Consider the following 22,667-nt stretch of genomic DNA (forward strand, 5'->3'; position numbering starts at 1 on the left):
AGCGTTTCGGAATTAGTTAATTCAATTATCTTCACGCTATGAAAAAAATGACATTGATCTCGCTCTTATTTATTTTATTGGCTAGCTGCTCCACCACCAAGCAATTTCGCTACATGTCAAAAGGGAAAGCACCTAAAGGAACTTTCCGCACAGAAATTCCTTTCGAAATCCACAATAAACTGATAGTGATCAAAGTGAAACTCGATGATTCGGACAAGGAATATGAGTTTATGGTGGATACCGGCGCACCGGTTTCTGTGATCTACAAAGAAGCTTTCGAAGCAGCAAAAGCAGATACGGTGATGATTTACAATGTGAGTGACTCGCGCGGAAATTCAGTAAAAAGCGTGTATGTGATGCTCGATATGACACTCGGGACCAGCAAATTCAAAGATATCTTCACCGTTTATGCCGCAGAACCAAGTGAGATTGTACGGTGCATTGCCCTGGATGGAATCATTGGAGCAGACCTGCTGCAAACTGCCAATTGGGAGATTGACATGGAGAACCAAAAGATCATTCTGACGGATTTTAAATCCGGGAAACCGAACCTGGAAAGTTACCAGAAGGTTAAGTGCTCAAAACGCTCTCCATCTAACAGAATGCCCTGGCTGACGGTTGTTCCCGGGCTCACGGTAGATCTGGAAATAAAAGGAAAAAAGTTCAAGGATGTCTATATCGATACAGGATCTGCAGGATCACTTACTATGCCGAAGGATGAGAAAACAGATTCGGTTTTTAAGAATGAACAGAAAACAGTTTTGTGGGGATATTCGAGTTTCGGATTGTTGGGTGGAAGCATGGATACAACTTATGGCTACAATAGGGTTGATGTTGAGATGGGAAAAGTTCACATTTCCAATCCTTCAATCGACATTTACAAACGAAATAACTCACTTTTGGGAATGGGAATTTTATCCGATTACAACCTGTTTTTCGATTTCCGAAAGAACGACCTGTATCTGAAACCAACTCGTGCGGAGAAGAAGGAAAGTGATGAAAAAGGATTCGGCTTCTACATCCATTACGATTCCAAAAGCAACCTTTTTACGGTAGCAAATATGTATGAAGGTTCCGGGGCAGCCAAAGCCGGACTTCTTTTAGGGGATACTGTTATAGCAGTTAATAACGAAAAACTGTCCGCCTTTACTGATTTCTGTGAGTTCCATCAATGGACGAGAACTTTGAGTAAAGGAGAAGGACCGGTTGTGGTAAAGATCAAACGCGGTAATTTGGTGTTTACGATTGAGAAGGGGATTATGCCGAAAAGATTGTAAATCAGGCTATATTTGAGCTTGGTAAAAAGAAATTTATTAAAAAGAGTGTTTTCATTTTTGGGATTTTATTTTCAGCTATTCTCAGTTCTTTTGGTAAAGCAAGAATCGAATCATCAGAGTTGATCTGCTGTTGGTCTTTCAGTGAGTTCAACGAAGGTTTTCATTGGGATAAAACGCCCGAAGTCAAAGAAAGAACAGCTGGTTACGAGTTCAAATCCAATGGAACATTGATCAAACACCATCCTAAAAACTGGCAGGAAGATACGCCCGTCACCTTTGCAGATTACACGGGAACCTGGAAAATGCCTAATTCGGAATTTTTCATTTCAGCCATTTTCCAAACAAGTTTAAAATACCATTAAATAAAAAAGCCCGACACTACGTGTCAGACTTCCTTTTGTGCGCAAGTCAGTTCAAAGGTCGAACCAAATTCTCTTCACTACCCCTGATTCAATATAATACATTCCCCTAGAACTTATCAACTTGGAGCATTACCCATTCCCGATATTTTTCGGATTTAAATGCAAACCATTGTTCCCTGTAATCCCCAGAATTGTCAATAATGAACTTGAATTTTTGGAATGGTTTTTTGCTTGATAACACATCCTCCAGTTGGAATTTTAATCCGTTGTCCTTTAACCGTTCGGTAAAATCTTTCATGACTTTAAATGCATCATAAGAACGCATGGCTTCAATTTCAACAAACATCTCAGGGTTGTTTTCTAACTTTTCGAATTCATTAGCATAAAATTCTTCCCCATCGGAAAATTCATCTGTCTCGGGAACAAAGACCAACTCATTAGTTGTTCTACACCAAAAACATTTCATTCCCATTTCAAGCGTTTCCGCTATTTCATTCACTTGTTCTTGAGTAAGCCTACCAAAATCCTTTTCATCTTTTTTCACAATAACTTGATTTATGACAAACAAGATACAGATTAGCTAATTTAAATTCCCAATCATCTTAAACAACATTCGCGACAATTCATCTGCTTTGGAATAAAATTGGGAGAACTCTTCTTCGTTTAAAATGGTTTCGTCTTTCATCACATCGAAAAGAGCAACGCATTCAAAAGCTGATCCTCTTGACATAATGTAAAAGTGACGTTTGTCGGCTTTACTAAAACGACCGGTACCTTCTGCAATATTTAATACGATGCTTAATGATGCTCTGCGTAATTGATTCTTCGTAACAACATCAATAGATTTAGTGTTTTTCATCAACCCTAAGACCTCTTTATTAAATGCTTTGGCTTTTTTGTAGACTTCTAATTTCTCAAAATCGAACATGAATAATGGTTAAAGTTATTTGCTTACTTGAATATAATTATTCGGAAGGAGAAATGAAAATTTTCGAAGCCATATTCTCCTCACACTCAAAACTCCACACTCACTACTGCAAAAAGAAAAAGCCGATAGGGTCAGTGTGAGGGAGAGTGCGAGTATAGAGGGAAAAAGAAAAAGCGAACTGCTACCGCAATTCGCTTTTTCTTTTTGTGCGCATGACTGGACTCGAACCAGCACATCCATAGGAAACCACCCCCTCAAGATGGCGTGTCTACCAATTTCACCACATGCGCGGTATGCTTATTTTACTTTTACGCGTGTCTACCATCCCGATAGCTATCGGGATCACCACATGCGCGGTATTTATGCGTTAAACGCTTGCGAATATAGTACTTTTTCAGCTTTCCGAAGCGACTACTTGATTTTCAAATCCAAAATTTTCTCTTCCCCGATAAACGCTTCCAAGTGATCTCCGATTGCTACCGGGCCAACTCCTGCGGGTGTTCCGGTGAAGATCAGGTCGCCGGTTTTGAGGGTAACATATTGGGAAACAAATGCAATGATCTGGTCGATGGAGAAGATCATGTCGGCGGAATGTCCTTTTTGAACCGTTTCTCCATTCTTGTTCAGGTTGAAATGGAAATCAGCGAGGTTCACGGAACTCACCGGGATGAAATGCGTTCCCATCGGGGCACTGTTGTCAAATGCCTTTGCTTTTTCCCACGGAAGGCTTTTCGCTTTGCATTGTTCCTGCAAATCGCGGGCTGTGAAGTCGATTCCCAATGAGATCTCGTCGTAGTAATCCTTGGCGAATTTCTCCTGGATGTTTTTTCCCACTTTTTTAATCTTCACCACGATCTCACATTCGTAATGTAAGTCCTTCGTGAAGTCAGGGATGTAAAAGTCGTTTCCTGCCGGCAAATATGCTGTATCCGGTTTCATGAAAAAAACGGGTTCACTCGGAAGTGGATTGTTCAACTCCTTCGCGTGATCTGCATAGTTTCTCCCGATACAAATGATTTTCATTTTTTTGATTTTATGATACTGTGCCTTCGACTACGCTCAGTCACCGAATCAAAAGGACACTGAGCGTAGTCGAAGTGTTACTTTTTAAACTTGTTTTGCAATGCCGCCAACTTGTCTTCAATACTCAAATTGGAGTTTTCGCCTTCGCGTTTTTCTTTGCGTTTCTGTTTGATGCGTTCCATTTCTTCGCGCAAGAGTTGCTTGGTGAATAGGGGGAAGTCGGCATCCATCATCCAGCCAAAGTATCCCGGTTCCGATTCTGCGACTTCTTCCACCGTTTTTCCCTTGTGTTTTCCAAAGTTATAGGTTACCTGACCGTTTTTTGTTTTTCCTAGTCTTCCGGCGAAATCATGCCATTCCTGGTTTCCCTGACGTGAAAAGTCGGATAATTCAGGGATGGATTTAGCCAAATCGGGATAGCGCTCCAATTGTGCCTTGAAAACGTCCAGAGTCACTCGCGTATCATACAAAGCGTTGTGCGCATTTTCCATGGATTCTTTGCAGTAGAACTGGTAAGCTGCAGCCAGGGTGCGTTGTTCCATCTTGTGGAAGATGTTTTGTACATCGATGAACCGGCGCTCATTAACTTTGAACCCATGACTGATGCGAAGGAATTCTTCTGCCAAAACCGGAATGTCGAACTTGTTGGAGTTGTATCCTCCCAGATCCGCATCTCCGATGAATGCAGCGATCTCATCAGCTAATTCACCAAAGGTGGGTTCTCCGGCAACCATCTCGTCCGTAATCCCTGTAATCTCAGCTGATTCTTTTGTGATTGGAATCGTAGGATTCACGCGTTTGCAATATTCACTCTGTTCTCCGGTTGGAGTGATCTTGATCAAAGCAATTTCAATAATTCGGTCTTTCGCTACATCCAGTCCTGTTGTTTCCAGATCCAGCATGACAAAATTCCGAGTGAGTGATAAATTCATAGTGCAAAAAGTTATTCCTCAAAGATGCGGAAAAAAGTCGGGGCGGAAAATTTTCCGCCCCGACTTTTTATTTAAACTTTTTTATTTGATTGTTCTATTACTTCACAATAATGAACTCAGTTCTACGATTCAGCTGATGTCCTTTTTCTTTCTCATCCACAGTTGGCATGTTGTTGATCTGTGCATCAGATACTTTCAGTTTCGTTTCACCATATCCTTTTCCTGAAATGCGGTTAGCAGCAATTCCTTTGGAAACGATGTAGCGGGCAGAAGCTTTCGCACGTTGATCGGATAATTTGATGTTGTAATCATCCTTACCACGGCTATCCGTGTGAGAACCCAATTCGATTTTGATTCCCGGATTTTTCTTCATGATATCGACAATCTTATCCAATTCTTCCGCAGCATCCGGGCGAATATCCCATTTGTTGTAATCGAAGTAGATTGGATTCACGTTCAACCCGATATCTGTTCCAACTTCATTTTTAGCCAATGAGCGGTCAATTCGGATTTCGGAATTGTCGTCCAATGTGATAGGAGAATCGTAAGTCATGGTAATGTATCCCACTTTTTCCAAGGTCAATGCAAATTCCACATTGTCGCCTTTCTTCATACCACCCAATGTATCTGTTTTGTATGCTCCGGCAGCTTTCGTTACGGATTGAGATAGTTTTTCTCCTGTTTTCTTATTCACTAAAGTAATGGCAACATCGGATAATTTCTCCTTGGTCTTACTATCCGTAATTGTTCCAACCACGTAGTAAGGTTTCACCATCATTTGATTATCCAGGTCTAACCAGAATTCGCGGTAAACTTCCGAGTATTCCTTGTTACATTCTGTTTTGAATTTCTCGTTGTAGAAGTTTTTCTTTCCGCCTTTCTCATAAGAGAATGTCAGGTCGTATTCCTTACAAGGCTCCAAAGAATTCATGAATACTCCGTCACGCAAACGTGGGAATAATTTACGGTCATACGGATTGTCGCAGTTCAGACATCTCAAAGTCACAGATACATCTTCCGGAAGTGGCTTGTTGCCGATCACGTTGATCTTTCCGTTCAATACAGCGATGTTTTTAACTCCTAAATAGTTGTTCTTGATCTCGTAGATATCTTTTTCTCCTTTACCGTCGGCACGAAGAGATGTCATATATCCTGTCAAACCGTCCACTGTAGTCGTGTAGAAAATATCGTCACACGTGGAGTTGATCGGAGAACCCAGGTTCATTGCCGGTCCCCATTGACCTTTACTGTCGATTGTTGACATGAAGATGTCAAAACCTCCCATACTTTTATTTCCGTTGCTGGAAAAGTAAAGTGTACTGTTATCGATGGAAACAAATGGAGATTCATCTTCCATCGGTCCGTTGATGTTTGGTCCTGCATTTACAGGATCTCCCCAGGAACCGTCTTTTTGTTTGATGCTGTAATAAATATCACGACCTCCGTAACCACCTTTGCGGTTCGATACGAAATACATGCGTTGTCCGTCTGGAGTAACTGTTGCATGCGTTTCCCAATCGTTGGTGTTGATCTTCTTATCATCTAAGTGTGAAACCTCCTGGAATTTATTTGTAGAGAAATCGGAATAGAAGATATCCCCGTTTCCTTTGGTATCCTGGTAAACGTAAACACGACGCTCATCCGGGCTTACTGCCAGAGTTGCTTCGTTTTGCAATGAATCGCAGAATTCCAATTTGATCGGGTCCATCCAGGTCGAATCGAAATCGCGGTATGAAACATAAATATCTTCCGGGTATTGGTTGTTTCTTGAGTCTAATCCTTTATCAGAAGCTCCTGTAGGCCATCTTCTGCGGGAAGTGTAGTACAAGGCCGAACCATCCAATGAAATCACCGGAGAAAATTCAGGGTTAGCCGTATTGACCGAGCTACCCATGTTTTTCAAAAATACATTTTTCGGGCTTGCCATTTCAGCACGTGCAATCTTACATTGCTCCAAATACAGTTTTGCAAAGAATACATTGTTTGACTTTGCAATGGAATTGGTCAGGAACTTGTTGTAAAATTCTTCCGCCTTATCGATGTTTCCAGCTGCATGGTAACATTTTCCCATTTCAAAATAGGAATCAATAGGAGCCGCTGTTTCTTTGGTATTGAACGGGTCGTATTTCTTGTCAGTCTTCAATACCGCTTTTTCCAAATAAGGAGTGGCTTTCACGAAATCGGTTGACATCTCCAAATAGATGAAACCACGTCGGTAATTGTAATTGGAACTTGTTGGTTGGAATTCGAGTAGTTTGTCTACGATCATTCCGGCTTGATAGAAATAACCCTCCTGGATCATAATGGCACTTTCCATTACCAGTTCGGATTCAGAACCGCTGTTAATCAATTCCATAACGCGCTTACTGTCGTATTGGCCAAAGGACACAAACGGACACAAGAGAGTTAGTAAAATAGTAGATTTCAGTAATTTCATTGTAGTATAAATTAAGAAAGACCCACCTCTTTCTGTTTAAGTTGGTGGGTCTTACGTGTGTTTTATTTTTTAGTTACAACTAATGTCATTAAAGTTCTCTGTTGACATCAAATTGTTCTAAGTAGTCAGCTACCCGTTTTACAAACTGACCTCCCAATGAACCATCGACTACACGGTGGTCATACGAATGGGATAAGAACATTTTGTGACGGATCCCGATAAAGTCTCCTTCCGGTGTTTCAATTACTGCCGGCATCTTGCGGATCGCTCCTAAAGCAAGGATCGCAACTTGTGGTTGGTTGATGATAGGAGTTCCCATCACGTTTCCAAATGTTCCCACGTTTGTTACAGTATATGTTCCACCTTGGATATCTTCCGGCTTCAATTTGTTATCGCGTGCAGCTCTCGCCAATTCATTGACAGATTTCGCAATTCCGGTTAAGTTCATGCGGTCTGCATTCTTGATAACTGGAACAATCAGGTTTCCTGAAGGAAGTGCAGTTGCCATTCCGATATTGATATCCTTGCGTTTGATGATCTGAGTTCCGGATAAGGAAACATTCACCATTGGGAAATCCTTGATTGCTTTCACGATCGCTTCCATGAAGATAGGAGTGAACGTTAAGTTTTCACCTTCGCGTTTTTCGAATTCCTTTTTCATTTTGTTTCTCCAGTTTACGATATTCGTAACATCTGCTTCAACAAATGAAGTCACGTGAGGAGAAACGTGTTTCGACATAACCATGTGCTCAGCTATCAGCTTACGCATACGATCCATCTCAATGATTTCGTCTCCCGGCATAGGAAGCACAATCGGTTCCTTGATGTTGCTCAGGAATGAAGATCCACCTGAAACAACTGCAGGAGCAGCACCATTGGATGCAGCCGGTGCAGAAACAGCCGGTGTTGGTTGAGCAACTGGTGTTACAGCCACAGCTCCGTCTCCACGTGTTTCAATGTATGAAAGAATGTCTTTCTTAGTCACTCTTCCACCCATACCAGTTCCGCTAAGTGCGTCGATTTCTGGCATGGAAATATTTTCTTTTTGTGCGATGCTTCTTACAAGCGGAGAAATGAATTTTCCATTCCCACTGCTTTTCTCCAAAGTAACTCCTCCGTTTGAAACAACTGCTTGTGCCTGAGTCACTGTGTCAGCAACTGCCGCTACAGCCGCAGGTTCAGCTTTTGGAGCACTGGGTGCAGCATCTCCATCTGTAGAGATAATCGCAATGACATCACCCACTTGAGCAACTTGATCCTTTTCAAATAGTTTTTGAACCAAAACTCCAGCAGCTTCTGAAGGTAATTCGTTATCAACCTTGTCAGTTGCAACTTCTACCAAAGGTTCATCCATTGCTACGGAATCACCAACTTCTTTTAACCAATTGGTAATGGTAGCTTCTGTAACGCTTTCTCCCATTTTTGGAAGACGAATTTCAATTTGTGCCATATAACGACTAAGAATTCTCGATTAATTTTCGTACAAAAATAACGGAAAAAATAGGATTTTCATCAATGGTTTTTATTGATCTAATTTTTTCCACGCTTTCCATAAAATCTGAATGTCACGGAAGACCGAATATTCCCGTGCATAGAGCAAATCCAGTTTGGATTTCAGATTCTCATCCAAACCGCTTAAATGGTCGGTTGGAGTGAGGATTCCCTTCTTGATTTTGGGTAATTGCTTGTTGGATAAATTGCTTTGCTCATTATATGAAACAAGCGTTTTTCTTCCACTGATCAATTTTAAAATAGTTCCTAAGAATTGAAGCTTATTTTGGTAAAACCAACAAATCAGGGGAGAAGTGAGCAATAAGACCAATCCGACAATGAAATCAAACAATCTTTTTTGACGTCTTTTTGCAGGCTGACTGATCGCATTGATTTCCAGAATGTATAAATCACCTGCAGTTTCAATGGAATTCGATCCGATCAGGTATTGACTGTCCGGTTGTGCGATCTTGTAATCAACGGAAACATCCGGAATGGCAGTCATCCAATGGATAATTTCGGCTGCGCTTAGATCTTTCGCACAAAAAATGATTTCGTCGATGTTGTGAACCCGCACAATTTGTTCCAACTGATTGATGGAACCCAGGGCATCTTTTCCATGCTCCTCGTTAAGAGAAACGGAAATGATCCGTGCTATTTTGGGCTGAGTTTGATACAATAAGTGTGAAACGCGTTCGAATTCTTCCTGTGAACCGATAATGGCGAAATTGGCATGTTTCCGCCCATTGATCGTGAACCGTTTTCCAATCGCCAGATGCAGGATAGAGCGTGAAAGAATGTAATACGCAATGATCCAAACGGCACCCAGAAGAATAAAGAGTCTGGAGAATTGCCATTCCTTTGGAAATAAGGCATACAATATCAGGATGAACGCAGTTCCGATTGCTCCGCCGAAAAAGAATTTCCGGAACGTGATCGGCTGATCGTATCCACCTTGGAGCGCCACGGAAGACATCCAGATCATGGTGTAGAAAAGGATCAGGATATTGGTGCTTTGCTCCGGGAAATCAATTTGAGCCTGTTGCCAGTAATTTGTCAAAGCAAATAATCCCAATAGCAGATACACCGTATCGAAAACCGGAAGGGTGATCTTTCGTATGAAGCGCATCCCGATTGCCAATCCAGCCCGGAAGTAAATGGCGGAATTAATCAAAAATGAAAATAAACGGGCATTCTTCTGTGAAAAATGCTTTCGGGCGAAAATGACCATCGCACGGTAAAAGACGAAAACGTAGTTTACTGAACTTTTTTTGGTGCTTTCTCCTTTATAATGAATGATTCGCGTTTCCGGGAAATACACATTGGTGTAACCTCCTTTGATGATCCGGTAGGAAAGATCGATATCTTCCCCATACATGAAGAATTCCTCGTCCAGCAAACCGACCTTATCCAAAGCTTCCTTCCGCATGAGCATAAATGCACCGGAAAGGATCTCTATTTCATTGGTTTCAAATTCGGATAAATAACCCAAATGGTATTTTCCAAAGAGTTTGGATTTGGGGAAAATGCGTGAAATACCGAAGATCTTGTAAAATGCAACGGCTGGAGTAGGCAATCCTCTTTTCGATTCAGGAAGGAAAACTCCTTTCCCATCTACCATCCGAACTCCCAATCCACCCACTTTCGGGTGTTCATCCATGTATTTGACCACCTTGAAAAGTGTATCCTCTTCAATAACGGTATCCGGATTCAAAAGCAGTTGGTAATCGCATTGGGAGATTTCCATTGCTTGATTGTTTGCTTTGGAAAATCCTTTATTGTCTTTATTGGCGATGACGTGAACCCACGGAAATTTCTCCCGGACCATTTCCACAGAACCATCCACGGAGTTATTATCGACGACCCAAACTTCTGCCGGCTCCTGTTTCATTGCTTCAGAAACAGAATTGAGACATTGCTCCAGAAAAAAGACAACGTTGTAGTTGACTATAATAACGGCAATTTTTGGAGCAGGATGAGTCACAATAATGCGTGTGTTTTAATTTATTTTACGGCAATACAAGATATTTCAATCGGCACATTCATGGGCAATTTGGAAACTTGTACGGTTTCTCTTGCCGGAGGCACATCCTGAAAGTATGATCCATAAACGGCATTCATTTCAGAAAATTGTCCTAAGTCGGTCATGAAAATGCTGCATTTCACAATGTGGTTCAATGTCAAATCCGCCTCTTTCAAGAGTGTTTCAATGTTTTTCAGGATGCGATGGGTAGCTTCTTCAATGGATCCGACCTCCAATTCTCCTGTAAACGGATTCAATGGAATCTGACCACTCACGTAAACAGTGTCTCCACTAACAATTGCCTGACTATATGGTCCGATCGGAGCAGGAGCTCCCGGGATTTGAATTGCCTTTTTCATCGTTTCTTTTTTGCAAGTTTACTAAATTTGGTGCACATGCGGTTTTTATTAGTAGATAACTTCGATTCCTTTACCTATAACATTGTTCATTACCTGGAACAGTGCAATGTGACTGTTGATGTGCTTACCAACGTGGACGTCGATTGTTCTTTGCTTGGGAACTACGAGGCTGTTGTCCTTTCTCCCGGACCGGGTTTGCCTCCGGAGGCAGGGAAATTGATGGAAGTGGTGGCGACCGCATTTGAAAAACGGATTCCGATTTTGGGAGTTTGTTTGGGGATGCAGGCTTTGGCCATTCACGCCGGAGATACCTTGTATAACCAGGAAGTGGTGAAACACGGATTGAGCGAAGAAATCAGAAGGGTAGAGAAGGAGTCGCTTTTTTACGATGGAATCCCGGAAATCTTTGAAGTGGGTTTGTACCATTCCTGGGCAGTGAAGTTGAATGAAAAATCACCTTATCTTCCAACTGCGTACTCCGAAAGCGAAGTATTGATGTCGATGGAACTCCCGAAGAGAAAGATCTATGCGGTTCAGTTTCACCCGGAAAGCATTTTGACCCCGATGGGATTGAAGATGATTGCGAATTTTGTGGAGATCGTGAAGAAATCATAGTGTTTAATTAGCAAAATAAATACTCTCACTCATTTCAGTTAATTCATTTTTCATTCTACCATCCGTCTCATCCCTCTCTTTTGAAATTAATCCCATTTCCTGTAATTTACTAGTTCGCCTTCCTACCATTTGATGAGTAGTATCAATTAAAGCAGAAATTTCTCCTGCTCTCATTTTCCGCCTTTCTTCACCAAGGGTATTGATTATTTCTAATTCGATGGGTTCTAGCATAACATCTTTATTAAGCCTTTCTACCTCTTCTTTGAAATCATCAGAGATATTTACAACAGAACAAATTCCATCCGAGCATTCAGGACATTTCCATTTAAAAAGTTCAATACTTTCTTTGAGTTCTAAAGGATGACAATGACCACATGATCCACATTTAATAGTCTGTTTTTGCGATAAAAATAATTGTACACTTCTTGTGTATTCAAAGCAACGTTGAACAAAATAGTTTCTAAAATCTCGTCCTTTTGGATAGCCCCAATTCATGCGTTCGCTTTCACATAAACCCATGAATAAAGCATATACAATTACGTCTTTTCCAGCCTTATCTCTTGTTTTTTTATATCTAGAAAGAAAAAAGTTTGATTCTAAGGATGAAAATATCAGTTCTAAATCAGGGCTAACAATAAAATGACTGGTCTGAGGATTAGCTCCTAGATCATCAAAATAACTACCTCCAACTTCTTTATCAATAATCCTTTTTCGAACTTTTCTAGCTTCATTAGTTAGACAAGTTAATAGTTGTTTCTGATTATATCTGTCCAACTTGTTTTCGAAGGGTTCAAGAGCATATCGATTCAGTCTGTCGAAGTATTTAACTATAGTATTTTCATAGTACTTTTTTGAAGCAAGTCTCAATGAGGCAATAGTGATTTTTTGAGTTCTTGAAATTTTATCTAAATATAATATGTGTAACAGATGTCCCATTATTCTTGGAACATTGAAGGAAGCTTGAAAAATTAAGTCCATATAATCTTCGATACTTGCAGTTGTCGTAAGTTCAAAATAGTCCTCTAGTTTAATACCAAAAGCATCAAATCTTTTTGTTAGAAGTCTATGAGCATAGTTTGATGCAGATCTTTCCATTTCTTGTACTTCAGTTGCCTCATAAAGATCGGAAAAATCTAACCCAATTGTGTCAGTTTTCCCAGGATCAATTTTACCATAATAAACCCTGCCTGGATATGCCGCTATTTTTAGTTTGACAGATTCATTACTAGAATTGTTTAATGGAGAAAGCACTACATCAACGAAAAGACGCTGATCAATAAAATTTAGTTCGGAAAAGTCATCAAAGAATGCCACAACTCTTGTCATACCGGACTCTAATAAAAGTGTCTGAATTTCTTCCAAAATCCTGCTGAAAGGAAAAGATTTTAAAACAACATCAGAATATTCGTTGTAAGTTTCGGTATCATCTAATGTCTTATCGAAGTCTTTTAATGAACCAACAGATTCTGCACTAGCGCTGGCGTTAACGAAAGAAATTTTTCCTGCAATTTTTCCAGAAACTTCTCCAGTTTTTGAATTCTCTTGTTGCTTCTTTATCCTTAGTTGGTTGGTAATTTTCTGAAGAACTGGAATTTCTAGTTTTTCCAATTTTGCATTTTTAATATTCTCGCCGATTAATCGCAGCGACTCTTTTAATTCATCATATTGTTTCTTTGCTCCACGCCATCTTTCTAAAAGGGTCAATTTGTCACAACTGCTATTGATTTCTTTTAAAAGTTCAGCTATAACCTTTCCAAGTAAAGCTTTTCTGAGCATGTGTGATCTATAGGCTACATTAGAGATTCCAAGTTCTTCTAATTCTATATCGGGGATATCATTTCCGTCCAAAACATCGTAAAGTGATTTAACATCAATATAAATAGATACGACATCCTTTTTTTCTCTAAATATGGATTGAGCCTTGGCAAAAACAGTACTTTTTCCTGTTCCTTTTCGACCGAGAAGAAAGGTAGTATTACTTGATAGAATTGACTTTAATACAGCATCTCCAGGAAGAGGATCTACATAAAGTTGGTCAATTGGTTTTGCACCAATATCACCTTCAAAATCCTTTAATTCCGCTCTTTGATATTGTCTTAGTGATTCCGCTATTTTAGAAAATTTATTTAAATCCATTACAATATAGTATTTTCAGTTTCGATTTTTCAATAATTACATAATGATTTGTAATAGCTTGTTTTAAAGTGTATTACTGACTTTGCAGTCATGATTAATAATGGATTTTGAATGGTTTTTTGTGAATAGTTCTCATTACATTATTAGTATTCAATAATACACATTTATTCTGAAAAATAGCGCCGTGTTTAAAACTATCGGAAATATATGGCAAACCGTTGGGATTGGAACTGCATTGACTGCTTACATAAATTATTATGTTTTATTGATGCTCATAAGATTAAAATGACATTAGAATTTCACTTGTAGGCCAAAATTCTTATGCGATCATAGTAAAAAGTTGTATATTGGGGTAAAATTCGAAACTATGAAATGGATCACCACAACGTTATTTCTGTTGTTTTTTGTAGCTGCCAAAGCACAATCCTGCGTGGGTGTTTGGGTTACAATTGACGATAAGACAGGCAAGAAAAAATCTAAAGTGGAGCTTTACAAGAAAGATGAAAAGCTGTATGGAAAAGTCACTTACTTGTATCCCAGAGAGGGAAGAGAAGACAATCCGAAATGTAAGAAATGTACAGACGACCGAAAAGATCAGCCTTTGGTTGGTTTGCAAATTGTTCGCGGACTGAAATGGGACGGTGGAGAATGGGAAGACGGAACGATTGTGGATCCTGAAAATGGAAAAGTTTATACTTGTGCGATTTGGATTGATAAGGATGATTATACCAAATTACATGTAAGAGGTTATGTCGGACCATTTTACCGCACTCAAACCTGGGTGAAAAGTAAAGACTAGATCGAAAGATCATTATTGGATACAAAAAAAGTCGGGGTGGAAAATTTTCCACCCCGACTTTTTTATTTTCGTTTAATGTATTAAGCTGCTTTCTTTTGGCAACAAGTACCTCCGGATTTCTCACCAGCGCAAGTACCTTTTTTGCTTTTTTTCTTTTTACCTTTTTTATCGTCATGTTTAACGATAGAAACAGTAGTGTTATTAGAAGCAGCGTAAACTGTAGCACTTACAGAACCTACGAACATTAATAAAGTCAATGCAACAAATGCTTTTTTCATGATTCAACGTTTTAATTTGCTTAAAAATACAATTTATATTAGAATGAGCCAAGCTTCGTTAACTTAGCTTTAACATCTTGATCAATTTTAACATCTAGTTTCGTGCCAAGAGGCAAAAATACATCCACACGAGATCCGAATTTGATAAAGCCGAATTCCTGTCCTGTTTCCGCAGTCTGACCTTCTTTTGTATAATAACAGATTCTTCTGGCTACAGCTCCGGCAATCTGTCTAAACAAAACTTCCTGTCCGGATGAATGTTGAACTACTACGGTGCTTCGTTCGTTATCCGTAGAACTTTTCGGATGCCAGGCAACTAAAAATAATCCTTTGTGGTATTTCACATATTTCACCAATCCACTGATCGGGAAGTAATTTGCGTGCACATTCAATGGAGACATGAAAATGGATACCTGGATGCGGCGATCTTTGAAATATTCCGTTTCCTCCACTTCTTCAATTACAACCACTTTTCCATCCGCCGGACATAAGATATCCGAATCAGTGAAAGAAAAAGTGCGTTTTGGAATCCGGAAGAACTGAACCACCAAATAAAGCATTACCAATGCTCCGGCAGACAGTAACAAGAATAACCAAAGCCAGTCTATTTTCGTGTACAACCAGTAATTTCCCCATTGGATCAATCCCAAAATAATTACTGCAATAATGATCGTAGTTGTTCCTTCCCTGTGAAGTGTCATGTTCTGATTTTAACTGATGATGAGCGCCAAAAGTACATATAAAACGGGAGCTACGAAAAGCATCGCGTCAATTCGGTCCAGAATTCCACCATGACCAGGAAGAATATTTCCGGAGTCTTTAATGTCGATTGAACGTTTTAATTTACTCTCAAATAAGTCGCCTAATGTGGCCAGAATGCTTGCTAGAACAGATACTCCGACAATAGCAATGGCATTTTCCTTCGTGAATTCGTTTACAAAATAAAGGATGACCAGCATCACGATTGCTGCTCCGATCATTCCACCCAGGAATCCTTCGCGGGTTTTCTTCGGTGAAACACTTGGAATCAATGGGGTTTTTCCGAACAAGCGTCCGAAAACATAAGCCAGGGTATCATTCAGGTAAATCGGTAAAAGAACAATCAGCAACAAGGTTTTTGTCTCCCCGTTGGAGAAGGTGTAAGCGCAAGCCAGAACCCACATCGGTAAAAGCGGGTAGAAGAAATTGAAGAGGAAGGTGTTTTTAAAGACAAAATCAATTTTTTCTTTCTTGAAAATCCAATAACTCATTACCAAAATGCTGATAATCAAAATTCCCCAAAGGACAAAAATGAGTGGTGTTTGGATAATGAAGTCCCAAACCGGATTGAAAAGTAAGGGGTAGAACTGTGCTGCTGTTTGGATCAGAAGTGGCATGAAGAAAGCCGTCACCAATAAAAGAGCAGGTAATTTCAGACTATTTTTGAAGGAGCTTTTTTTGCTCATTTCGAACAACTCATGGGTTCCCAACATCGTGAATACATAGAAAACCAGGTTCAGGATATTTCCTCCATTTCGCACATCGTATACAAACGGAGTGAAAACAACCATCAAAAATAAAGCCCCGAAAACGGAGCGTATCAATACATCTTTCATCCTAAAAAAAATCCCGAAGCACAAAATAAATTGGCTTCGGGATCATATTTAAAAGTTATTATTCTTCTGATTTGATTGAGTTGTCCAACGGTTCGATAGTTGGATTGATCACATTTGAATCAGTACTCGTTTCGTCATTTTTAGGCTCTCCCGGATTGAAATCTGGCATGGAATCTTCTGCCGGAGCAGTATTGATTGCTGTATTGACCTCTTCTTCCGAAATCCACAAACGTTTTCCAAAGATTTCCTCCAGGTCTTCCTTGAAAATCACCTCTTTATCCAACAACTTGTCTGCCAAAGCAGTTAGTTTATCCTTGTTTTCAGAAAGGATTTTCAACGCTCTTTGGTATTGCGCTTCAATCAATTTACTTGCCTCCTCGTCAATGATACGTGCTGTATCTTCCGAATACGGTTTTGTAAAAGAATCACGACCTTGTGAATCGTAGAATGAAACATTCCCAACACGTTCATTCAATCCGTAGATAGAAACCATTGCGTAAGCTTGTTTGGTTACTTTTTCCAAGTCACTCAAAGCACCTGTGGAAATTTGTCCGAACATCAATTGCTCAGCAGCACGACCACCCAATGCAGAACACATATCATCCAGGATTTGTTCCGTAGTGGTGATTTGTCGTTCTTCCGGCAAATACCAAGCTGCTCCCAGTGAACGTCCACGAGGAACAATAGTCACTTTCACCAAAGGATGTGCATGTTCCAATAACCAAGAGGTTGTAGCGTGACCAGCTTCATGGAATGCAATTGCACGTTTTTCTCCTTTAGTAATGATCTTATTTTTCTTTTCCAATCCACCGATAATACGGTCAACTGCATCTAAGAAATCTTGTTTTTCAACAAACTTTTTGTTTTTACGTGCAGCAATTAAGGCAGCTTCGTTACATAAGTTTGCGATATCGGCTCCTGAGAAACCAGGTGTTTGTTTACTTAAGAAGTCAACATCCATGTTTTTGTCAAGCTTCAATGGTTTCAAATGCACCTGGAAAATTTCCTTACGCTCATTTAAATCCGGCATATCTACATAGATCTGACGGTCAAAACGACCTGCACGCATTAATGCTGCATCCAATACATCTGCACGGTTTGTCGCTGCCAGAATGATAACTCCGGAGTTTGTTCCGAACCCATCCATCTCTGTCAATAACTGGTTCAATGTATTCTCACGTTCGTCATTCGAGTTGAAACCGTTGTTTTTTCCTCTTGCACGACCAATTGCATCAATCTCATCAATAAAGATGATTGCAGGAGCTTTCTCTTTTGCCTGACGGAACAAATCACGAACACGTGACGCTCCAACTCCAACAAACATTTCCACGAAATCAGATCCTGAAAGAGAGAAGAAAGGAACTTTTGCTTCACCGGCAACAGCTTTTGCCAATAAGGTCTTACCCGTTCCCGGAGGACCTACCAATAAGGCACCTTTCGGAATTTTCGCTCCCAGTTCTGTGTAACGTTGCGGACTTCTTAAGAATTCCACAATCTCTTGAATTTCTTCTTTTGCACCTTCCAAACCGGCCACATCCTTGAATGTGATGTTGGTAGATTTTCCTTTTTCGTATACCTGAGCGCGTGATTTTCCGATGTTGAAGATTTGACCTCCGCCACCTCCGCCACCGCCGGACATACGACGCATAACAAATACCCAGATCAAAATGATGATCAGAATCGGTAAAAGGAACCCGATAATCGAACTGAAGTAATTCACTTCCTCAATAGGAGGAGCGGATAAAGCAGATTTTCCTTTCGCAACCAATCGGTCATTGATCTCGTCTAACTTCGTTTCGAAATTTCCGGCATCTACAATGTCAATAGAGAAAACAGGGGCACTTTTTTGAGTGATTCCATTTCCTTTCTTTTGCAACGCCTGCTTCAGGTATTTTAGTTCACCCTTCGGATTCGGAGTTGTCGTAACAAATTTTTCTCCCTTTTCATTTAATTTGAAGTCAACACGCGAACGGTTTACAATCGCTGCATCAGCGATCATACTTGAATCTGCCAATGCATAGAATGTACTGATGTTGCGCAGTTTCGCGTCAGAAGAATTGTTGTAATAAGCCGCAACGATAATTCCTAAGACGATCACTGCATAAATCCAATATATCGCGTAAGGATTCTTTTTCGGTTTGTTTGATGAATTGTTATTTTCAGCCATAATAGAGTTAATTCAAATTTGGAATATCTGTTCTGATAGCATCAGACCATAAATCTTCCAATTCATAAAAATGTCTTGCATCCTTGTAGAAAATATGTGCTACAACACTCACGTAGTCAAGCAGAACCCATTCGGAAGTTGTCTTTCCTTCCTGATGCCATGGTTTCTCTTGCAATTCTTTTCGTGTGTGTCTTGTTACTGTAGAAGCAATACCATCTACCTGCACACTGGATTCACCGGAGCAAATGACAAAAAAGTCTGTAACTGCACTTGAAATGTTTCGTAGGTCTAATACAACGATGTCTTTCGCTTTGTTTTCTTGCATACCTTCAACGATAGCGTCGCAAAGTACTTTAGAATCTATGTCGTTTTTTAATTTATACATTCGTAAATTTGTAAGTACAAATCTAAGCATTTATTAGCTTGATTTGTGTGATTGTTAAATGCAAATACTTGTTAATTAAACATGATTGGTCAACAAATTATCCAATTACATGAGGTGGACTCTACCAACAATTATGCTGCCAAGTTACTTTCAGAGGGTAAATTGGCGCATGGAACTGTAATTTTGGCAGAGCATCAGACCGCCGGAAGGGGGCAAAGAGGTAGAAGTTGGCAGTCTGTGGGCTCTAAACAGTTCACCGGAACCTTTTTTTTAAAAACTGATTTTTTGTCAGTCGACCACTTGTGTTATCTGAATATGAGCATAGCACTCTCGGTTCGCGGAATGGTTCAAAGCTTCACACGCAAGAAAGTTTCCATCAAATGGCCGAACGACATTTTCATTGAGAATCACAAAATTGCCGGTATCCTGATTGAAACGAATTGGAAAAATGGTCGGGTGGAAGGAGCAATTGTAGGAATCGGGGTCAATATATCGCCTGTTCAAAGTGTGGGTTACGCGACATCGCTTGAAGAGCTTTCCGGAAAAGCTCCCGACGTGTTGACTATTCTGGATGTATTGAACGAAAACCTGACTGAATTCTATCAGCATATCCAACGGTCTGATTTCGAGTATTTGAAAAGTACTTACGAATCATTCTTATGGAAGAAGGACGAGGATATTACCTTGGAAGAACGGCAAAATCCAATTCCATTTCAAGGAATTATCCGGGGTGTGGATCAAATTGGAAATTTATTGGTTGAAAAAGATGGGGTTATCACAGTTTATCACAACCAGGAATTGAATTTCGAGGCGAATTATGGCAAAGTTAAAATGTAGAAGTGAAAAGTGCGTTTCGACTGCGCTCAACGACCTTTTCACGATTAGGGAGAAATGCTATAAATTCAATTTTGGTGACTGAGCGGAGTCGAAGTCACTCTAGTCAAATTGTTTCTGAAGATTTTTTGTCATTACACCAAAGAGGCTGGTAAGTGGTTTTTCAACCATCATTTTCATAAACATATTGATCTTTGCTTCAAATTCAATATGTCCCTCACAAGTTGTTTCGCTTGTTTCCTTTAAGATGATCGATAAGGTATAGCTGAACGGAGCTTTATCTCCCGACTCCATTAAAATCTTGGTGTTTGCTTCTTTCGAAACATAGATCAACGGAATTACAATTCCGCCCTGTGCTTTGAAGGAACAACCTTGTTCATCTGATTGAAAATCCGAGATTTTATCAGTTGGAAGTAAATGTTCAATATTCTTGGCATCTGAAAGAAATTCAAATACCTTTTGTGCTGAAGCATTTACGGGTGAAGAGTCAGTCTTTAAAAGCATGGTCTCAGTTTTTCCAGTTTTCAGGATTAATCTTCCACTCGCGTAACGAATCAAGATCAGAATCTGTAACATAATCTGATTTCAATGCCTGATCAATTAAATGATCATAATCGGTCAATGTTACAAACGGACATTCCGCATTGGCGAAACTTTTAATGGAAATATCAAAACCATAAGTAAAGATTGCTACCAACCCTTTTACTTCTAATCCTGCTTCTTTCAAGTCTTTAACAGCTTTTAAACTACTTCCGCCTGTAGAAATCAAATCTTCGATAACTACCACTCGTTGTCCTTTTTCAAAATGACCTTCGATTTGGTTACCCATCCCATGTGCTTTCGCTGAGCTGCGAACATATACGAAAGGAATACCCAACTCTTGGGCAACTAAAGCTCCTTGAGCAATTCCACCGGTTGCAACACCAGCAATGATATCCGGTTTCCCGAAGTGCTCCAAAATGGCATCTGCATATCCCTGACGGATGTATGTTCTAATCGCAGGAAAGGAAAGAGTGATTCTATTATCACAATATATAGGCGATTTCCAACCGGAAGCCCATGTGAATGGAGAATTTGGTTGTAACTTTACTGCTTTAATTTGTAGCAAAAATTCAGCTACTTTTAGTGCTCGATCTTTATTTAAAATCATGGTGCAAATGTACAAAGTTTTTATTGATAATTCAGTTATAGATTTTTTGGATTCGGATCAAAAGACACCTTCGAAAGGGTATGATTTGGTTGTCAATTCCAGGGAAAATGATTTGTCAACACTTTTGGATCAGTTTGATTTCTCGCTTTCAAGAGTTTGTTTATTAGTGATTTACGATGATTTCGAATTGGCTTTCAATCAGGTTTTTCATGCATACGAGTTTATGGATGCAGCCGGAGGGATAGTAAAGTGTAATCGGCGGTATTTATTTATTGAACGACATGGAATGTGGGATATTCCCAAGGGAAAATTGGATTCAAATGAGCAACCCTGGGAGGCTGCTGTGCGGGAAGTTGAAGAAGAATGTGGCATCAAAGGTCCGGTAATTGACCATTTTCTTGGAATCACTTTTCATACCTATTCTTATATGGGAAGGCTGACGATCAAGAAAAATTGGTGGTATGCGCTAAGCTATTCCGGTTCAATGGATGTTCAGCCGCAGGAAGAAGAGTCCATTACTCAGGCTATCTGGATTGAAAAGGATGAATGGGAATTGATCCGCAGTAATACCTATGATTCGATCCTGGAGGTGCTTCGAATGGCTGAAGACTGGTGACGGTAATTCCGAATTACGAATTGAAAGGTGGGCTTCTTTTGTGATAGATTTTCTTTTCTGATTTAGATGAAAATGAAGTGTTTGTATGGGGAATTGTAATGTGAACTTGTCGAACTGGGTTGGGGGATACATTCGGAATTCGATACTCAGAAAATTTGGCTAATTTTTTGTTAATTAAACAACCATTATGAAAAGAGTTCGTATTCTTGTATAGACAAAACTAAAACACATGAAAGTAATAGCAATTCTTGCGGTTTCATTGATCTCATTTGGAACATTCGCACAAACAACAGAGAAAGCAAAAAAAGAAGTGAAGACTGAAACAAAGTCACCGATCGCTTTTAAAACATTGAAAATAGAAAGAGCAGAGATTCCTTATGATTCGAAAGAGCCGTTTATTTTTGAATTCAAAAACAATGGAAAAACTCCTTTGATCATTACAAATGTTCAGACTTCTTGTGGTTGTACTGCAGCTGAGAAACCAACTGAACCGATTGCAAAAGGGAAGTCATCTAAAATTGTGGTGAATTACGATACGAAACGTGTTGGTCAGTTTACAAAAACAATTACAGTAACGACAAATGCTTCTACAGAGCCAATTATCCTGACAATTACTGGTAAGGTATTGCCTCAGGAAGCAGCAACTGATGCTCCAAAGACAAACTAAGAAAGAAATGACATAAAAAAAGTAGGGGCGCGATTAATCGCGCCCCTACTTTTTTTATCAATAGTTAGTCTTGAACCTCTATTGCGATAATACGGTCACCTTGTCTGATTTCATCAATGATATCCAAACCATCAATTACTTTTCCAAAACACGTATGTTGGCGATCCAAATGCGCTGTATTGTTTCTGCTGTGACAAACAAAGAATTGAGATCCACCTGTATTTCTTCCTGCATGAGCCATGGAAAGTACTCCACGATCATGGTGTTGGTTTCCACCTGTCAATTCACAATCGATCTTGTAACCAGGTCCACCTGTTCCAGGCATCCCACTTGCTCCTTCACGTGAATTCGGGCATCCTCCCTGAATTACGAAATCAGGTAAAACACGGTGAAATGTCAATCCGTCGTAAAACCCTTCTTTGGCCAACTTTACAAAGTTAGCAACTGTATTCGGTGCATCTTCCTGGAAGAAGGTTACACGCATATCTCCCTTTTCAGTGCGAATGATAGCTTCCATTTTATTTAAAGTATTTTTTACAAAAGTACTTTAAAAATTACGAATTACGAATGCCGAATGCCGAATTGAAAATTTG

General features: G+C 39.8%; 24 protein-coding genes and 1 tRNA gene. 7 read left to right on the top strand and 18 right to left on the bottom strand.

Features of this window, described 5'->3' with window-relative positions; genetic code table 11:
- Nucleotides 1-38 precede the first annotated feature (38 nt).
- Entirely contained in the window at nucleotides 39-1,277 is a 1,239-nt protein-coding gene (locus AAG807_RS13595; RefSeq protein WP_341904913.1) for an aspartyl protease family protein, read from the top strand.
- A gap of 119 nt (nucleotides 1,278-1,396) precedes the next feature.
- A complete protein-coding gene (locus tag AAG807_RS13600) occupies nucleotides 1,397-1,639 on the top strand; it encodes a hypothetical protein (protein ID WP_341904916.1) in 243 nt (80 codons plus the stop codon).
- A 106-nt stretch (nucleotides 1,640-1,745) separates the two neighbouring features.
- Here the strand turns inward: AAG807_RS13600 and AAG807_RS13605 are convergent, their stop codons facing one another.
- The 9 genes from AAG807_RS13605 to AAG807_RS13645 form a co-directional block, all read right to left on the bottom strand.
- Nucleotides 1,746-2,183, bottom strand: a complete 438-nt coding sequence (locus AAG807_RS13605) for a UPF0158 family protein (RefSeq protein ID WP_341904918.1) — start codon at nucleotides 2,181-2,183, stop codon at nucleotides 1,746-1,748.
- Between the two features lie 36 nt (nucleotides 2,184-2,219).
- Nucleotides 2,220-2,567, bottom strand: a complete 348-nt coding sequence (locus AAG807_RS13610) for a four helix bundle protein (RefSeq protein ID WP_341904920.1) — start codon at nucleotides 2,565-2,567, stop codon at nucleotides 2,220-2,222.
- 207 nt (nucleotides 2,568-2,774) lie between these two features.
- A tRNA-Leu gene (locus AAG807_RS13615) sits at nucleotides 2,775-2,857 on the bottom strand.
- Nucleotides 2,858-2,978: 121 nt separating this feature from the next.
- Complete coding sequence (locus AAG807_RS13620) at nucleotides 2,979-3,590, bottom strand: fumarylacetoacetate hydrolase family protein (protein ID WP_341904922.1); 612 nt, start codon at nucleotides 3,588-3,590, stop codon at nucleotides 2,979-2,981.
- A 77-nt stretch (nucleotides 3,591-3,667) separates the two neighbouring features.
- Nucleotides 3,668-4,522, bottom strand: a complete 855-nt coding sequence (locus AAG807_RS13625; protein ID WP_341904924.1) for a 3'-5' exonuclease — start codon at nucleotides 4,520-4,522, stop codon at nucleotides 3,668-3,670.
- A gap of 97 nt (nucleotides 4,523-4,619) precedes the next feature.
- The gene (locus AAG807_RS13630; protein ID WP_341904927.1) at nucleotides 4,620-6,959 is read right to left on the bottom strand and encodes an OmpA family protein; all 2,340 of its coding nucleotides are present in this window, start codon (nucleotides 6,957-6,959) and stop codon (nucleotides 4,620-4,622) included.
- A gap of 88 nt (nucleotides 6,960-7,047) precedes the next feature.
- The gene (locus tag AAG807_RS13635) at nucleotides 7,048-8,409 is read right to left on the bottom strand and encodes a dihydrolipoamide acetyltransferase family protein (RefSeq protein WP_341904930.1); all 1,362 of its coding nucleotides are present in this window, start codon (nucleotides 8,407-8,409) and stop codon (nucleotides 7,048-7,050) included.
- Nucleotides 8,410-8,481: 72 nt separating this feature from the next.
- Nucleotides 8,482-10,434, bottom strand: a complete 1,953-nt coding sequence (locus AAG807_RS13640) for a glycosyltransferase (RefSeq protein WP_341904933.1) — start codon at nucleotides 10,432-10,434, stop codon at nucleotides 8,482-8,484.
- A gap of 20 nt (nucleotides 10,435-10,454) precedes the next feature.
- Nucleotides 10,455-10,832 (bottom strand): RidA family protein, encoded by a 378-nt coding sequence (locus AAG807_RS13645; protein WP_341904936.1) that lies wholly within the window; start codon nucleotides 10,830-10,832, stop codon nucleotides 10,455-10,457.
- A gap of 36 nt (nucleotides 10,833-10,868) precedes the next feature.
- Between AAG807_RS13645 and AAG807_RS13650 the strand changes: the two genes are divergently transcribed.
- Nucleotides 10,869-11,447, top strand: a complete 579-nt coding sequence (locus AAG807_RS13650) for an aminodeoxychorismate/anthranilate synthase component II (protein WP_341904939.1) — start codon at nucleotides 10,869-10,871, stop codon at nucleotides 11,445-11,447.
- Between the two features lie 3 nt (nucleotides 11,448-11,450).
- Here AAG807_RS13650 and AAG807_RS13655 read toward each other — a convergent pair whose 3' ends face one another.
- On the bottom strand, nucleotides 11,451-13,583 hold the full coding sequence (locus tag AAG807_RS13655; RefSeq protein ID WP_341904944.1) for a hypothetical protein: 2,133 nt from the start codon (nucleotides 13,581-13,583) through the stop codon (nucleotides 11,451-11,453).
- Between the two features lie 367 nt (nucleotides 13,584-13,950).
- Between AAG807_RS13655 and AAG807_RS13660 the strand changes: the two genes are divergently transcribed.
- Entirely contained in the window at nucleotides 13,951-14,382 is a 432-nt protein-coding gene (locus AAG807_RS13660; RefSeq protein ID WP_341904947.1) for a DUF2147 domain-containing protein, read from the top strand.
- 80 nt (nucleotides 14,383-14,462) lie between these two features.
- Here AAG807_RS13660 and AAG807_RS13665 read toward each other — a convergent pair whose 3' ends face one another.
- Genes AAG807_RS13665 through rsfS form a run of 5 tightly spaced genes read right to left on the bottom strand, consistent with a single transcriptional unit; the run spans nucleotide 14,463 to nucleotide 18,807 of the window.
- Nucleotides 14,463-14,660 (bottom strand): hypothetical protein, encoded by a 198-nt coding sequence (locus AAG807_RS13665; RefSeq protein ID WP_341904950.1) that lies wholly within the window; start codon nucleotides 14,658-14,660, stop codon nucleotides 14,463-14,465.
- A gap of 38 nt (nucleotides 14,661-14,698) precedes the next feature.
- Nucleotides 14,699-15,361: a phosphatidylserine decarboxylase family protein gene (locus AAG807_RS13670; protein ID WP_341904953.1), complete on the bottom strand. Its 663-nt coding sequence runs from the start codon at nucleotides 15,359-15,361 to the stop codon at nucleotides 14,699-14,701.
- A gap of 9 nt (nucleotides 15,362-15,370) precedes the next feature.
- Entirely contained in the window at nucleotides 15,371-16,255 is an 885-nt protein-coding gene (locus AAG807_RS13675; protein ID WP_341904955.1) for a phosphatidate cytidylyltransferase, read from the bottom strand.
- Nucleotides 16,256-16,313: 58 nt separating this feature from the next.
- Complete coding sequence (ftsH, locus tag AAG807_RS13680) at nucleotides 16,314-18,422, bottom strand: ATP-dependent zinc metalloprotease FtsH (RefSeq protein WP_341904957.1); 2,109 nt, start codon at nucleotides 18,420-18,422, stop codon at nucleotides 16,314-16,316.
- 7 nt (nucleotides 18,423-18,429) lie between these two features.
- Nucleotides 18,430-18,807, bottom strand: coding sequence for a ribosome silencing factor (gene rsfS / locus AAG807_RS13685; RefSeq protein WP_294860734.1), 378 nt, complete (start codon nucleotides 18,805-18,807; stop codon nucleotides 18,430-18,432).
- 81 nt (nucleotides 18,808-18,888) lie between these two features.
- On the opposite strand from rsfS, the gene AAG807_RS13690 reads away from it, so the two are divergent.
- The gene (locus tag AAG807_RS13690; protein ID WP_341904960.1) at nucleotides 18,889-19,644 is read left to right on the top strand and encodes a biotin--[acetyl-CoA-carboxylase] ligase; all 756 of its coding nucleotides are present in this window, start codon (nucleotides 18,889-18,891) and stop codon (nucleotides 19,642-19,644) included.
- A 99-nt stretch (nucleotides 19,645-19,743) separates the two neighbouring features.
- Here AAG807_RS13690 and AAG807_RS13695 read toward each other — a convergent pair whose 3' ends face one another.
- The gene (locus AAG807_RS13695) at nucleotides 19,744-20,145 is read right to left on the bottom strand and encodes a hypothetical protein (protein WP_341904963.1); all 402 of its coding nucleotides are present in this window, start codon (nucleotides 20,143-20,145) and stop codon (nucleotides 19,744-19,746) included.
- A gap of 4 nt (nucleotides 20,146-20,149) precedes the next feature.
- Nucleotides 20,150-20,791 (bottom strand): orotate phosphoribosyltransferase, encoded by a 642-nt coding sequence (gene pyrE / locus AAG807_RS13700; protein WP_341904965.1) that lies wholly within the window; start codon nucleotides 20,789-20,791, stop codon nucleotides 20,150-20,152.
- Between the two features lie 7 nt (nucleotides 20,792-20,798).
- Between pyrE and AAG807_RS13705 the strand changes: the two genes are divergently transcribed.
- Together AAG807_RS13705 and AAG807_RS13710 are read left to right on the top strand one after the other, a co-directional pair.
- Nucleotides 20,799-21,407 (top strand): NUDIX domain-containing protein, encoded by a 609-nt coding sequence (locus AAG807_RS13705; RefSeq protein WP_341904967.1) that lies wholly within the window; start codon nucleotides 20,799-20,801, stop codon nucleotides 21,405-21,407.
- Nucleotides 21,408-21,636: 229 nt separating this feature from the next.
- Nucleotides 21,637-22,074 (top strand): DUF1573 domain-containing protein, encoded by a 438-nt coding sequence (locus tag AAG807_RS13710; RefSeq protein ID WP_341904970.1) that lies wholly within the window; start codon nucleotides 21,637-21,639, stop codon nucleotides 22,072-22,074.
- A gap of 64 nt (nucleotides 22,075-22,138) precedes the next feature.
- Here the strand turns inward: AAG807_RS13710 and AAG807_RS13715 are convergent, their stop codons facing one another.
- The gene (locus AAG807_RS13715; RefSeq protein ID WP_341904973.1) at nucleotides 22,139-22,591 is read right to left on the bottom strand and encodes a peptidylprolyl isomerase; all 453 of its coding nucleotides are present in this window, start codon (nucleotides 22,589-22,591) and stop codon (nucleotides 22,139-22,141) included.
- Nucleotides 22,592-22,667: the final 76 nt, after the last annotated feature.

The sequence above is a fragment of the Fluviicola taffensis DSM 16823 genome (genome assembly GCF_943372375.1).
Lineage (GTDB): Bacteria > Bacteroidota > Bacteroidia > Flavobacteriales_D > Crocinitomicaceae > Fluviicola > Fluviicola taffensis_A.

What these genes read in the sequence shown, in the direction of transcription:
- AAG807_RS13595 (WP_341904913.1), top strand. Translation starts at nt 39, where the DNA reads ATGAAAAAAATGACATTGATCTCGCTCTTATTTATTTTATTGGCTAGC.
- AAG807_RS13610 (WP_341904920.1), bottom strand. Translation starts at nt 2,567, where the DNA reads ATGTTCGATTTTGAGAAATTAGAAGTCTACAAAAAAGCCAAAGCATTT.
- AAG807_RS13620 (WP_341904922.1), bottom strand. Translation starts at nt 3,590, where the DNA reads ATGAAAATCATTTGTATCGGGAGAAACTATGCAGATCACGCGAAGGAG.
- AAG807_RS13625 (WP_341904924.1), bottom strand. Translation starts at nt 4,522, where the DNA reads ATGAATTTATCACTCACTCGGAATTTTGTCATGCTGGATCTGGAAACA.
- AAG807_RS13630 (WP_341904927.1), bottom strand. Translation starts at nt 6,959, where the DNA reads ATGAAATTACTGAAATCTACTATTTTACTAACTCTCTTGTGTCCGTTT.
- AAG807_RS13635 (WP_341904930.1), bottom strand. Translation starts at nt 8,409, where the DNA reads ATGGCACAAATTGAAATTCGTCTTCCAAAAATGGGAGAAAGCGTTACA.
- AAG807_RS13645 (WP_341904936.1), bottom strand. Translation starts at nt 10,832, where the DNA reads ATGAAAAAGGCAATTCAAATCCCGGGAGCTCCTGCTCCGATCGGACCA.
- AAG807_RS13650 (WP_341904939.1), top strand. Translation starts at nt 10,869, where the DNA reads ATGCGGTTTTTATTAGTAGATAACTTCGATTCCTTTACCTATAACATT.
- AAG807_RS13655 (WP_341904944.1), bottom strand. Translation starts at nt 13,583, where the DNA reads ATGGATTTAAATAAATTTTCTAAAATAGCGGAATCACTAAGACAATAT.
- AAG807_RS13660 (WP_341904947.1), top strand. Translation starts at nt 13,951, where the DNA reads ATGAAATGGATCACCACAACGTTATTTCTGTTGTTTTTTGTAGCTGCC.
- AAG807_RS13665 (WP_341904950.1), bottom strand. Translation starts at nt 14,660, where the DNA reads ATGAAAAAAGCATTTGTTGCATTGACTTTATTAATGTTCGTAGGTTCT.
- AAG807_RS13670 (WP_341904953.1), bottom strand. Translation starts at nt 15,361, where the DNA reads ATGACACTTCACAGGGAAGGAACAACTACGATCATTATTGCAGTAATT.
- AAG807_RS13675 (WP_341904955.1), bottom strand. Translation starts at nt 16,255, where the DNA reads ATGAAAGATGTATTGATACGCTCCGTTTTCGGGGCTTTATTTTTGATG.
- ftsH (WP_341904957.1), bottom strand. Translation starts at nt 18,422, where the DNA reads ATGGCTGAAAATAACAATTCATCAAACAAACCGAAAAAGAATCCTTAC.
- rsfS (WP_294860734.1), bottom strand. Translation starts at nt 18,807, where the DNA reads ATGTATAAATTAAAAAACGACATAGATTCTAAAGTACTTTGCGACGCT.
- AAG807_RS13690 (WP_341904960.1), top strand. Translation starts at nt 18,889, where the DNA reads ATGATTGGTCAACAAATTATCCAATTACATGAGGTGGACTCTACCAAC.
- AAG807_RS13695 (WP_341904963.1), bottom strand. Translation starts at nt 20,145, where the DNA reads ATGCTTTTAAAGACTGACTCTTCACCCGTAAATGCTTCAGCACAAAAG.
- pyrE (WP_341904965.1), bottom strand. Translation starts at nt 20,791, where the DNA reads ATGATTTTAAATAAAGATCGAGCACTAAAAGTAGCTGAATTTTTGCTA.
- AAG807_RS13705 (WP_341904967.1), top strand. Translation starts at nt 20,799, where the DNA reads ATGTACAAAGTTTTTATTGATAATTCAGTTATAGATTTTTTGGATTCG.
- AAG807_RS13710 (WP_341904970.1), top strand. Translation starts at nt 21,637, where the DNA reads ATGAAAGTAATAGCAATTCTTGCGGTTTCATTGATCTCATTTGGAACA.
- AAG807_RS13715 (WP_341904973.1), bottom strand. Translation starts at nt 22,591, where the DNA reads ATGGAAGCTATCATTCGCACTGAAAAGGGAGATATGCGTGTAACCTTC.